This window comes from Streptomyces sp. NRRL S-495 (genome assembly GCF_000966955.1).
In the GTDB taxonomy this organism is placed as follows: Bacteria; Actinomycetota; Actinomycetes; order Streptomycetales; family Streptomycetaceae; genus Kitasatospora; species Kitasatospora purpeofusca.
Genome location: NZ_JZWY01000740.1, coordinates 1 through 12,447, shown reverse-complemented (window position 1 = coordinate 12,447; position 12,447 = coordinate 1). Strand labels below are relative to the sequence as shown.

Genomic DNA, 12,447 nt, shown 5'->3' with positions numbered 1-12,447 from the left:
GTGTGTGGCGGCGGTGTGGGAGTGGCCGCGAGCTTCGCGGTGGCGGCCCTGGCTGCGTGGCTCCCGCAGGTTCCCTGGGTCCTGGTCAACGCGCTGGTCACCGTGGTCTCCACGCTGCTCGCGACCGAGCTGCACGCCCGTTTCACCTTCGGCGCGGGCGGCCGTGCGACCTGGCGCCAGCACGTCCAGTCGGCCGGATCGGCGGCGGCCGCGTACGCGGTGACCTGCTCGGCCGTGCTCGTCCTGCACCAGGTGGTGGCACGGCCCGGCGCGGTGGCCGAACAGGCCGTCTACCTCTCGGCCTCCGCGCTGGCGGGCGTCGCCCGGTTCGCGGTGCTGCGCCTGGTCGTGTTCGCGCGCACCCGGTCGGCGGCCGCCACCGCGGCCCGCCCCCTGAACGTGGCCGTCGCCCGCGCCTCGACCGCGGCCGCCGACCCCGCGGGACTCTGCCGCGCCGCCTGAGCACCGGTCCGGGCCGGGCGCCACGCGAGCGCCGGCCCGAGCGGTGCCGAACGCACCGGGCGGGCGGGCGCCGCGGTCAGCGCAGGGCGACCGCCGCGCCCGAACGCTCGGTGGCGATCCGGACGGCGAAGCCGGCCAGGGCGGTGCCCACCACGTAGCGGTGCACGCGCTGCCAGAGCGGGTGCCGGGAGAAGAACCCGGCGACGGAGCCGGCTGTGACGATGAAGAAGGCGTTGCCCGCGACCCCGACCACGATCAGGGTCAGCCCCAGCACCACGCCCTGCAGGCCGACGTGGCCGCGCGAGGGGTCGACGAACTGCGGCAGCAGCGAGATGTAGAGGATCGCCACCTTGGGGTTGAGCAGGCAGGTGAGCAGGCCCATCAGGAAGAGCTTGCGGGGCCCGTCGTGCGGCAGCTCCTGGGCGGCGAACGCGGAGCGCCCGCCCGGCCGGACGGCCAGGGGGGGCCTTCCAGGCGAGCCACAGCAGATAGCCGGCCCCGGCCAGCTTGACCGCCAGGTAGATCTCCGGCACCAGCGCGAAGACGGTGGCGATCCCGGCGGACACCGCGAACAGGTAGACGAGGAAGCCGAGGGCGACCCCGGCCAGCGAGGTCAGCCCGGCCCGGCGGCCCTGGGCGATCGAGCGGGAGACCAGGTAGATCATGTTCGGCCCCGGTGTCATCACCATGCCGAGTTCCACCAGTGCGATTCCCGCGATTGCTCCCAGCCCGACCACAGTGCTACCCCCCGTACGTACGTTCGTCGGGAGGGAACCTAGCAGGTCACGGCGGGGCGCGGCACGGCGAGGCGGGCCGGTGTACGACCACCGGCCCGCCGTCGGACCACCACCGGCCCGCCTCGCCGCACCGCCGCCGGGCTCCGTCAGCGGATGCTCGTGCCCATCCAGGCGCGGTTGCCGAGCAGGGTCTTGACGTCGGAGGCGAACCCGTTGTCCGGGTTCACCTGGAAGCCGAGCTCGTAGAGGGTGTCCTTGTCCCAGCCGGTGGTGAGCAGGCGGACGGGGACGTCGCCGGGGTGGGCCTGGAGGGCGAGCTTGAGCTCGGCGACGACCCCGGGGGTGACCCGGGCGGCCGGGACGGTGATCTGGACCGGGGGCTTGGTGCCGAGTTCGGCGGAGGAGACGTCGAGGGTGGTGAGCTCCTGCCCGAAGATGCTCAGCGAGCCGTCGCGCTCGTTGAGGCGGCCCCGGACCGAGACGACGTTGTCCTCGATCATCTGCTCGGCCATCAGGTTGTAGGTGGCCGGGAAGAAGAGCACCTCGACCGAGCCGTCGCGGTCGGCGACGGTGATGATCGCCCAGGCGTTGCCGGCCTTGTTGATCCGGCGGTCCACCGCGGTGATGAGGCCGGAGAGGCGGACCTCGCCCTCGGTGCGGCCCGAGCCGAGCAGGTCGGCGATCGAGGTGTCACGGTTCTGGGAGAGGATGTGCTCGGCGCCGTCCAGCGGGTGGCTGGAGACGTAGAGACCGAGCATCTCCCGCTCCAGCGAGAGCAGTTGGCGGCGCGGCCATTCGCGGTCGGTGAGCTGGAAGTCCAGCCCGATGCCGCCGCCCTCCTCGGCGTCGAGGGCGCCGAAGAGGTCGTCCTGGCCGATCGCCTGCTGCTTCTTCAACCCGGTGACGGCGTCGATCGCGGACTCGTGCACGGTGCTCAGCGAGAGCCGGGTGTGCCCGAGCGAGTCGAACGCCCCCGCCTTGACCAGGGAGTCGACGGTGCGCTTGTTGCACACCACCAGCTCGACCTTGTCCAGGAAGTCCGGGAACGAGGTGTACTTGCCCTTCTCCGCCCGGGTGGCCACCAGCGATTCGATGACCGGGACGCCGACGTTGCGCACCGCCTTCAGGCCGAAGCGGACGTCGCTGCCGACGGCGGTGAAGTCGACCACCGACTCGTTGACGTCGGGGGAGAGGATCCGGATGCCCATCTGCCGGCACTCGGCCAGGTAGATCGCCATCTTGTCCTTGTCATCGGCGACCGAGGTGAGCAGGGCAGCCATGTACTCGGCGGGGTAGTTGGCCTTGAGGTAGGCGGTCTGGTACGAGACCAGTCCGTACGCGGCGGAGTGCGATTTGTTGAAGGCGTAGCCGGCGAACGGGACCAGGACGTCCCAGACGGCCTGGATGGCCTCGTCGGAGTAGCCGCGCTCCTTGCAGCCGGCGTGGAAGGGGACGAACTCCTTCTCCAGCACCTCCTTCTTCTTCTTGCCCATCGCCCGGCGGAGCAGGTCGGCCTGTCCGAGCGAGTACCCGGCGAGCACCTGGGCCGCTCGCTGGACCTGCTCCTGGTAGACGATGAGGCCGTAGGTGGGGCCGAGGACGTCGGCGAGCGGCGCCTCCAGCTCCGGGTGGATCGGGATGATCTCCTGCTGGGCGTTCTTGCGCAGCGCGTAGTTGGTGTGCGAGTTCATGCCCATCGGGCCGGGCCGGTAGAGCGCGGAGACGGCGGAGATGTCGGCGAACTCGGTGGGCTTCATCAGCTTGAGCAGGGCGCGCATGGGGCCGCCGTCGAGCTGGAACACGCCGAGGGTGTCGCCCCGGGCCAGCAGCTGGTAGGTGGTGGGGTCGTCGATCGGGATCTTCTCGATGTCGACGTCCACGCCGCGGTTGGCCTTGACGATCTTGATGCAGTGATCGATGATGCCCAGGTTCCGCAGCCCCAGGAAGTCCATCTTGATCAGGCCCATGGCTTCGCACGACGGGTAGTCGAAGCCGGTGATGATCACGCCGTCCTTGTCCCGCATGTGCAGCGGGATGAGGTCCAGCAGTGGCGTCGAGGAGAGGATGACGGCCGCGGCGTGCACACCGGTGCCGCGGATCAGGCCCTCGATGCCCAGCCCGGTGTCGATGATCTTCTTGACATCGGGCTCGTTCTCGTACAGCGAGCGGATCTCGGTGCCCTCGTTGTACCGCGGGTGCTTGTCGTTGAAGAGGTCCGCCAGCGGGACGCCCTTGCCCATGACGTCCGGCGGCATCGCCTTGGTGATCCGGTCGCCCATGGCGAACGGGTAGCCGAGGATGCGGTTGGCGTCCTTGACGGCGGCCTTGGCCTTGATGGTGCCGAAGGTGTTGACCTGGGCGGTGTAGGCGGAGCCGTACTTGTCGGTGACGTAGCGCACCATCTGGTCGCGCTGGCGGTCGTCGAAGTCGATGTCGACGTCCGGGGGGTTGATGCGCTCGGGGTTCAGGAACCGCTCGAACAGCAGGTCGTGCTCCAGCGGGTCCAGCTCGGTGATCCGGGTCAGGTAGGAGACCATCGAGCCGGCCGCCGAGCCTCGGCCCGGGCCGACCGGGATGCCGTTGTCCCGGGCGTACTGGCAGATGTCGGCGACCACGAGGAAGTAGGCGTCGAAGCCCATCGGGGAGATGACGCCCATCTCCAGCTCGACCCGGTCCAGCACCTCCTGGCTCGGGTTGTCGCCGTAGCGGTGCTGGAGCCCGGCGGCGATCTTCTGGCGCAGGAACGAGGCCTGGGTCTCGCCCTCGGGCACGTCGAACTGCGGCATCCGGTCGACGTAGGTGAACACCTCGTCGTACGACTCGACCCGCTCCGCGATGGCCAGCGTGTTGTCGCAGGCCTCCGGCAGCTCGCGGAAGAGCTCGCGCATCTCCTCGGCGGTCTTGACGTAGTAGCCGGTGCCCTGGAACTTGAACCGGTTCGGGTCGTCCTTGTTCTTGCCCACACCGACGCAGAGCAGGCTGTCGTGGGCGTCCGCCTGGTCGGCGGTGACGTAGTGCGAGTCGTTGGTGGCCAGCAGCGGGATGTTCAGCTGCTTGGCGAGGCGCAGCAGGTCCTCGCGCACGTCCTGCTCGATGGACAGGCCGTGGTCCATCAGCTCCAGGAAGTAGTTCTCCTTGCCGAAGATGTCCTGGTAGGCGCCGGCCGCCTTGACGGCCTCCTCGTACTGCCCGAGCCGCAGCCGGGTCTGCACCTCGCCGGAGGGGCAGCCGGTGGTGGCGATGATGCCGGTGGCGTTGGCGGCGATCAGCTCGCGGTCCATCCGGGGCTTCATGTAGTAGCCCTCCATCGACGCGAGCGAGGAGAGCTTGAAGAGGTTCCGCAGGCCGGTGGCGTTCTGTGCCCACATGGTCATGTGGGTGTAGCGGCCGCCGCCGGAGACGTCCTTGCCGCCCTCGCCGTCGGCGCTGGCCGGCCGCTGGCCGCCGGGCGACCAGAACACCTGCTTCTTGTGGAAGCGGGAGGACGGGGCGACGTACGCCTCGATGCCGATGATCGGCTTGACGCCGGTCTTGGCGGCGGCGTGGAAGAACTCGTAGGCGCCGAACATGTTGCCGTGGTCACTCATCGCGATGGCGGGCATGCCCTGTCTCTCCGCCTCGGCGAAGAGCTTGCCGTTCTTCGCGGCCCCGTCCAGCATCGAGTACTCCGTGTGGACGTGCAGGTGCGCGAAGCTGTCGGACACGGCGCTGGGCTCCTCAAGCGGGACGGCGGTACGGGCAAGCGGTCCAGGTTAGTCGGTCGGCGCGCGCGACACGCCAGGGGCGTCGCGCGCGCCGGTCGATCGGGCCGGGGAGCCGGGTCGAGGAGCAGCGGGGACGGGGTCAGGCCGGGTGGTGGTCGGGCACGGCGTTGAGCTCGATGCCGTGCTCCAGCAGGGCCTTCATCGCGCACAGCGTGGTGGTGAAGCCACCGACGGTGTCGTTCACCCAGCGCAGGGTCTCGTCCCCCGACCCCCGGAAACCGGTCTCGGTGACCTCGACGAAGGCGGCCTCCGCCGAGCGCGGGGTGAACCTCAGCTCGACGGTCGTCGGCCGGTCGTAGTTGCCCCACTCGAACCGGATCAGGCGCCCCTCCGCCACCTCCAGGACCTTGACCTCGGCCGAGGCCCCGTAGGTCTCCCACTCCCAGCGCAGCGCGGCGCCCGGCACCATCGGCCCGCTGCTCCCGCTGTACCAGAACCGGGTCGTGACGGCCGGGTCGGCGAACGCCCGGAACGCCTCGTCGGCGGGCCGGCGGACGAGCATGCAGGCGTACGCCCGCGGGTCCTGGGTGAGCTGAAGTGTCTCCATGCCGAGGATCATCCGCCGCCGCCGGGCCGGGACCAAGCACCCGGCCGGGACCGCCCGCACGTGGTGCCGGGGCCGGGTCCGGGGGCTTCCGCCCCGGCACCGGCCCCGGCCGCCGTCCGTCAGCGGAGCTGGAGGGACCACTCCTGCTTCCAGCCGCCCTCGCAGGTCCACACGCCGAGCTGCTTGTGGTCGGAGTCGTGGGTCAGGCAGTCGTCGTCGGAGATCTGGATCCGGTACTTGCCGTTGCCGACGCCGACGAACTTCCACTTCTGGTTGGAGGTGTCGCCCCAGGCCTGCTGCTCGGCCACGTAGGTGTCGGGGTTCTCGGTGAGGTTGTAGCCGAGGTCGTTGACGATCCGGTAGCGGTCACCGCCGAGCGGCTTGATCGTCCAGGTGGACCCCTTGTAGCCCAGGATGCCGCCCAGGACCGGCGCGCCCCAGCTCGCGGTCTCGGTGGGGGCCGTGGCGCCCAGGCCGTTGTCGAGCTTGAGGAACAGCGGCCGCTCGGTCGGGACGCTCGCTCCGCCGCCGCCCGTCGGGGGCTTCGGGTCCTTCGGGTCGGTCGGCGTGCCCCCGCCGCCCGGGGTGATCACGCCGCCGGAGGCCGATTCCAGCACCCACTCCTGCTGCCAGCCGCGCTTGCACGTCCACACGCCGAGCTGCTTGAAGTCGGAATCGTGGGCGAGGCAGTCGTCGTCGGAGATCCGGATCTGGTACCTGCCGTTGCCGACGCCGAAGAGCTCCCACTTCTGCTTCGAGGAGTTGCTCCACGGCTGGAGCTCGGCCATGTAGCCGCCGCTCTCGGTGAGGTCGAGGCCGTAGGAGCTGGTGATCCGGTAGCGGCCGCCGCCCACCGGGGTGAGCTTCCACTTGGACTCGTTGCCACCCCGGATCCCGGGGACCACGGGGGCACCGGCGGAGCCGCTGACGGGGAGGGCGCCCAGGCCGTTGTCGAGCTTCAGGGTCACATCGGCGCCGTTACCCGGTGTGGTGGGGTTGGTCGGGTTGGTGGTCGGCGGGGTGCCGCCCCAGGCCCAGTTCTGGTTGGGCGCGTCGCGGTTGCTCTCGGAACCGCAGGCCCAGGCCACCACGGAGCTGCCGTTGGCGGTGCGGCCGCTGTAGTCGTCGATGCAGACGTCCTTGGACCGGTCGTCCTGGTCCGTCATGTGGCGCAGGCCGCCGCTGGGCGACATGTGCCAGCGCTGGCCGGGGATCTCCAGGCAGTCCCAGACCTGGAGCTTGTTCCCGTTGGCGGCCCTGTTGTCCGCCAGGTCCAGGCACTTGCCGTTGGCCGCCCGGAGCTTGTACCCGTTGTACGTCCACTTCTGGGCGTCGCCGCCGTTGCACTCCCACATCTGCACGGGGGTGCCGTTCGCGGTGCCGTTGCCGCTGACGTCCAGGCAGGCGTGGTAGCCGGGGGCGCTGACGTCGGGGGTCAGACTGCCCGTCCTGCTGCCGTAGCCGGAGCGGGCGGGGAAGTGCAGGGTGCGCACGTCGCCGTCGCACTTGTAGGGCCGCGCGGTGCCCGACCGGCAGGTCCACGACTCCTTCTTGACGCTGTCGCCGTCGTTGCCGACGAACGCCCAGTTCATGTAGCCGCCGTCGCCCCGGTTGCGGAAGGTCGACTCGCCCTGGAACACCCAGATCCGGAACTTGTCGTAACCCGAGGGATCCTTCTGCTCCTCCTTGTTCATGAAATGGTTGAGCTTGTAGGTGGTGTCGATCAGCACCCCCTTCATATCGGCCTTGTGCTCGTTCGTGAACCATTCGGTGTCGTACATGTCGGTGCCCACGGTCTTGAACACCAGGACATTGAACCCGGGAAACTTCTGGCTCAGCTGCGCCGCGGTTTTCTGCGTGAACTCCGCGTTGTCGAGCTTGTTGGCGTTGGCGGCGCCGCGCATCGCCCGGATCATGTCGAAGCCGGAGCTGATCAGCGAGGTCATGCAGTTGCCGCCGCCCGGCACGGCCGGGGTCCCGCAGGTCTTGTCCACCGGATAACCGGGCGACGGCGCGGCCTGGGCGGACTGCGCGGTGAGGCCGCCGACCAGGGCGACGGCGGTGACCCCGCAGGCGAATGCGCGTTTCAGGCGGGACAGGGTTTTCATGGCGGAATCGTCTTTCTGCTCGCATCGGAGACCTTTTTCGTCTCGACCGAGAAGGACGATAGGCGCGGAAATCCGCCGTGCGGCCGGTCCTGACGGCTTCCATATGGCGGGGCCTGGAGCTCTGCCCTTTCGTGCAGGGACAGGCCCTACCCGCCCCCGCCGGCGTCCGCCCGGACGGGGGTGCCGTGCAGCCAGGCGACCCGCTGGTGGAGCGCGTCCTCGTCGAGCGGGCGCAGCAGCGCGTCGCGGGCCCGGGCGTCCGCGCCGGCCGGGTGGTAGAGCCGGGCGCCCATCTCGCGGGAGAGCAACTGGACCCGGGCGGTGCGCTCGCGGCGGGCGGCGTTGTAGCGCTCCAGCCGCTGGGGGACGTCGGCGGTCGGGGCGTCGGCGAGCAGGTCGCCGAGGACGACGGCGTCCTCCAGGGCCTGGCAGGCGCCCTGGGCGGCGTACTGGAGCATCGGGTGGGCGGCGTCGCCCGTCAGCGTCACGCGGCCGCGGGTCCAGACGTCGACCGGGTCGCGGTCGCACAGCACCCACCGGCGCCAGTCCTCGCCGAGCCGCAGCAGCGTGCCCGGGACGGGGCCGGGGTCGGCGAACCGCCGCAGGACGGCGGCCCGCTCGGCCGGGCGGCCCGAGACGGCCTCGGCGGCGCCGTCGTCGAGCACCGCGGCGAGGTTGAGGCAGGAACCGCCGGCGACGGGGTAGTGGACCACGTGCCAGCCGGGGCCGGCCCACAGCGTCACGGCGTTGCGGCGCAGCCACCGCGGCACCCGCTCCATGGGGACGAGGGTGCGGTAGATGGTGTGCCCGCAGGGGCGGGGCGGGCCGTCGCCCAGCAGCTGGGCCCGGACGGTGGAGCGGATGCCGTCGGCGCCCACCAGGAGGTCGCCGGAGAAGGTCCGGCCGTCCGCGGTGGTGGCGGTCACCCGGTGCGCGTCCTGGTGGTAGCGCCGCACCCCGGCGCCCGCCACCAGGTCGACGGTGCCGACCGCCCGGCATGCCGTGAGCAGCGGGGTGTGCAAGTCCCGCCGGTGGACCACCGCGTACGGGTCGCCGAAGCGCTGCCGGTAGCGTCCGCCGACGGGCAGGGCGACCAGCTCGCGCCCGGTGGTCGCGTCCATGAGGCGCAGTTCGTCGACGAGCACGGCGCGGTCGCGGACGGCCCGGCCCACGCCCAGCCGGTTCAGGGCGTGGAAGCCGTTGGGCGCGATCTGGATGCCGGCGCCGATGTCGGTGAAGGCGTCCTGGCGCTCCAGGACGGTGACGCGGTGGCCGGTGCGGGCCAGCGCCAGGGCCGTGGCCAGGCCGCCGATGCCGCCTCCGGCGACGAGTGCGTGGATCATGTCGTTCCCCCGTGTGTCCGTGCACCACGAGCTGGGTGCACCGCGTGTTCCGTGCTGCCCGTGCTCCGTCCCTGGCGCTCCGTGCCTTGCGCTCCGTGCGCGTGCCCCGTGTTCCGTGCTTCCCGCGCGGCCGGTTCCCGCCCGGTGGTGTGTCCACCGGACGGGAACCGGCTACCGCCGGACGGACCCGTTCCCGCCGGATCCGTCCCCGCCGGACCGCCTCCGGACGGCGGCGACGGCCGGACCGAGTGCCGCCCGCAGCAGCCGGGCGACCGGCGGCGGGACGTCGCCGATCGTCTCGACGCGCACCGGCGGCAGTTCGGGCCGCAGCCTGCGGCGGACCGACTCGGCCGCCAGCAGGCCCGAGCGGACCGCCGCCTCCATGCCGGCCACACCCGCCGGTGCGGCGCAGAAGTCGCCGGCCAGGTGGAGGTCGGCGAACGCGGTGAAGGCCTGCGGCCGGTGGCGGGCCGAGCCGGGTCCGGGCGCGTGGAAGGGGGCCGAGGAGTGCGGCTGGTAGCAGATGTGCTCGATGTCCTCCCAGTCGAGGCCGGGGAGATAGGTCATCAGCTCCTCCACCAGGATCTTGACGGCCTCGTCGTCGGCGAGGTGCCGGAGCGCGGTCACCCGGCCGACGACGCAGTTGAGCAGGCTGTCGCGGTGCCCGGGCCAGGTCTGCCCGACGTCGATCAGCGTGATCGCGTGCGGTGAGCCGACCAGGCGGATGTGCTCGTCGGGCAGTCCCGGCAGGCGGCGGCGCAGGTACAGGTGGAGGGCGCCCAGCGGACGGGAGGTCAGTTCCAGGATCCCGTGCGCCGGGCGCAGCGCCCCGGTGATCCCGGGGCCCAGGGCGGCCAGGCGGCCGTGCGGGATCGCGAGGACCAGCTGGCCGGTGACCGCTTCCTCGATGTCGGTGTCGGCGCCGGCCGGGCCGCGCAGGGTGAGGGTGCGCACCCGGTGGTCGTCGGTCGTCACCGCGGTGAGCTCGCGCTCGGTCAGCACCTCGACGCCCGCGGCCTCCAGCCGTTGCCGGAAGGGCCCGATGAACCAGTGCTGGAGGTCGCCGCGCGGCATCCGGACCCGGCCGGGGTGGCGGACGAAGGCGGCGATGCTGCCGCGGAACCCGGCCGCCGAGACCGCGGTGCTCTCGGCGGCGCTGGAGGCGACGAAGAGGTGCTCGATGTCGGCGACCGCGGCCGGGGAGAGGTAGCGGCGTCCGCGCAGGAAGTCGTGCAGGGACTCGTCGCCCGTGCGGTAGTCCTGGGCGAGCAGGTCGAGCACGCCGTAGAGGAACAGCAGCCGGTCGGCGCCCGAGGTGTCGGCGGTGCGGAACTCCGGTCCCGGGAGCAGCTGGTGGAACTTGCGGGTGGTGCGCAGGTTGTCGGCGAGGCCGAGTTCCCCGACCAGGCGCAGCGTGTTGCGGTACCAGGCGGGGAAGATGTGGACGCCGTGGTCCTCGGTCCGGCCGTCGATCACCCGGGAGCCGGCCATGCCGCCGAGTTCGGGCGAGGCTTCGAGCAGCCGGACGGGGAGGCCGAGCCGCCGCAGCGTCCAGGCCGCCGTCATGCCGGCGAGGCCGCCGCCCACCACGGTCACGTCCTCGCGCTCCCGCGTGCCCGGGTCGGTGTCCGCTGTCACGCCGCACCTCCTTCGACGGCGGCCCGGTGCGCCGCCATGGCGAGGACGGGGTAGATCAGCCGCAGCAGGCTGTCGCGCCAGTACAGGCCGTCGTGGTGCACCACCCATGTGTGCCAGGGCTCGGCCCAGTCGCCGTCGGCCTGCTGGGTGCGGACCAGGAAGTCCAGGCCGGTCCGCACCGGCGCGCTGTCGGCCCGTCCGGCGGCGACGAGCGCCAGCAGGGCCCAGGCCGTCTGGGAGGGGGTGCTGTCGCCCCGTCCGATCCACTCGGGGTCGTGCAGCGCGCGGACGGACTCGCCCCAGCCGCCGTCGGGCCGTTGGTGGGCGAGGAGCCACTCGCAGGCCCGTCGCAGCGCCGGGTCGCCGGGCGGCACCCCGCAGGCGGCCATGCCGGTGACGGCGGCGCTGGTGCCGTGCAGGTGGTAGCAGGCCCACCAGCCGGGCCAGGAGCCGTCCGGGCGCTGCTGGCGGCGCAGCCACTCGACGCCGCGGCGGGCCGCGGGGGTCTCCGCGTGGCCGTCGGCGGCGAGCGCTTCCAGGACATGGCCGGTGACGTCGGCGGACGGCGCCTCCAGGAAGCCGATCTCGGCGAGCCGGGAGCGGCCGGGCAGCCGCCAGCGCAACGGTTCGAAGGCGGCCCAGCCGCCGTCCTCGCACTGCTGGGACAGCAGCCAGCGGTGGGCGCGCCGACAGGCCTCGTCGACGGCCGGGTCGCTGCCGGGCGGCCGGACCCGGCGCAGCGCCACGACGGCGAAGGCGGTGTCGTCGGCGTCGGGATTGGCGTTGTTGGTGAACTCGTAGGGCCAGCCGCCGGGGACGGGGTCCTTCGTGAGCACCGCCCAGTCGCCGAGTTCGGTGACCTGGTTGTCGAGGAGCCAGCGGACGGCCGGTCCGTCGGCCGCCCCGGCTCCGGGGCCGCCGGCCGCGGCACTCGCGGACAGGGCGAGGGCGGTGTCCATGACGACGGAGGTCCACATCTCGATCCGGCGCTGCCCGTCGCGCTCGACCACGTACCGGTCGAGCGCGGACAGGGCGGCTACGACGCTCGGGTGGTCGCGGCGCACGCCCGCCGCGTCCAGGCCCATCAGGACGTTCGCGGTCTGCGGCCAGTTGCCGCCCCAACTGCCGTCCGTCTCCTGGGTGTCGACGAGCCAGCGGGTGGCCTTGTCGATCGCCCGGCGACGCAGGGCGCGGACCGGCCTGCGGGCGTACCAGTGGCTGAGGGAGGTCGAATCCGGCGGGCACGACGGGGCGGCTCGCCATGAAGAGGCTGTTGGCGACCACGATGCCGCGGGCGGCGGCCCCGAAGTGGTAGATGTTCCCCGGGAACCGGCTGGGCAGCAGCACGATCTCCGGCGGGACGAGCGGGATGTCGCTCCACGGCCAGAGGCCGATGACGGCCAGCCAGGCGAGCATGAGGAGGTTGTCGACGGCCTCGATGCCGCCGCCGGCCCGGATCGAGGCGGCCGCCGCGCGCATCGGCGGCTCGTCGGGGTGGTGGCCGGCCAGGCGCAGGGCGACGTAGCAGAAGACCGAGAGCAGGAGTTCGTCCGGGCCCTGGTGGTAGGCGGCCCAGCCGCCGGTGGGGCTCTGCTCGGCGAGGATGGTCCGGGCGTCGGCGGCCGTCGTGCCGTCGTCGGGCAGGCGCAGGTAGTGGCGCAGGACGACCTCGCCCGCCTCGCCGATGAGGCTGGTCTCGAAGTCGCCCTTCCAGAAGCCGTCGGCGTCCTGGCGCCGGCGGAGCGCGTCGGCGGCCAGGGCCAGGGCGTGTTCGACGGTGCCGGGGATGCCCGGGGCGTCGGTGGTGGTCATCGCTGCGGCCCTTTCGTGGCGGGGACGGTGGCGGGG

At 72.2% G+C, this 12,447-nt stretch carries 7 protein-coding genes and 2 pseudogenes; 1 reads left to right on the top strand and 8 read right to left on the bottom strand.

The window, feature by feature from the left end:
- Window positions 1–462 (top strand): GtrA family protein (locus VR45_RS32335; RefSeq protein WP_045943442.1); only part of this gene is annotated, 462 nt, incomplete at its 5' end.
- Window positions 463–538: 76 nt separating this feature from the next.
- On the opposite strand, the pseudogene VR45_RS32330 reads toward VR45_RS32335, so the two are convergent.
- The 8 genes and pseudogenes from VR45_RS32330 to VR45_RS49320 all read right to left on the bottom strand — a co-directional run.
- A pseudogene (locus VR45_RS32330) lies at window positions 539–1,199 on the bottom strand (LysE family translocator).
- Between the two features lie 146 nt (window positions 1,200–1,345).
- Window positions 1,346–4,903, bottom strand: coding sequence for a DNA polymerase III subunit alpha (dnaE, locus tag VR45_RS32325; RefSeq protein ID WP_045943441.1), 3,558 nt, complete (start codon window positions 4,901–4,903; stop codon window positions 1,346–1,348).
- A gap of 139 nt (window positions 4,904–5,042) precedes the next feature.
- Window positions 5,043–5,510, bottom strand: a complete 468-nt coding sequence (locus VR45_RS32320; RefSeq protein WP_045943444.1) for an SRPBCC family protein — start codon at window positions 5,508–5,510, stop codon at window positions 5,043–5,045.
- Between the two features lie 119 nt (window positions 5,511–5,629).
- A complete protein-coding gene (locus tag VR45_RS32315; RefSeq protein ID WP_045943440.1) occupies window positions 5,630–7,618 on the bottom strand; it encodes a ricin-type beta-trefoil lectin domain protein in 1,989 nt (662 codons plus the stop codon).
- A 146-nt stretch (window positions 7,619–7,764) separates the two neighbouring features.
- Window positions 7,765–8,961 carry an FAD-dependent monooxygenase gene (locus VR45_RS32310; protein ID WP_045943439.1) on the bottom strand — a complete coding sequence of 399 codons (1,197 nt, stop codon included), beginning with the start codon at window positions 8,959–8,961 and terminating at the stop codon, window positions 7,765–7,767.
- Window positions 8,962–9,132: 171 nt separating this feature from the next.
- Window positions 9,133–10,599 carry an FAD-dependent oxidoreductase gene (locus tag VR45_RS32305; RefSeq protein ID WP_234326378.1) on the bottom strand — a complete coding sequence of 489 codons (1,467 nt, stop codon included), beginning with the start codon at window positions 10,597–10,599 and terminating at the stop codon, window positions 9,133–9,135.
- Window positions 10,596–11,771, bottom strand: coding sequence for a prenyltransferase/squalene oxidase repeat-containing protein (locus tag VR45_RS49325; RefSeq protein WP_286163563.1), 1,176 nt, complete (start codon window positions 11,769–11,771; stop codon window positions 10,596–10,598). Before VR45_RS49325 ends, VR45_RS32305 begins: the two co-directional genes overlap by 4 nt.
- Before the next feature lie 124 nt (window positions 11,772–11,895).
- Window positions 11,896–12,411: pseudogene (locus VR45_RS49320) on the bottom strand (squalene--hopene cyclase); the annotation flags it as partial.
- Window positions 12,412–12,447 lie beyond the last annotated feature (36 nt).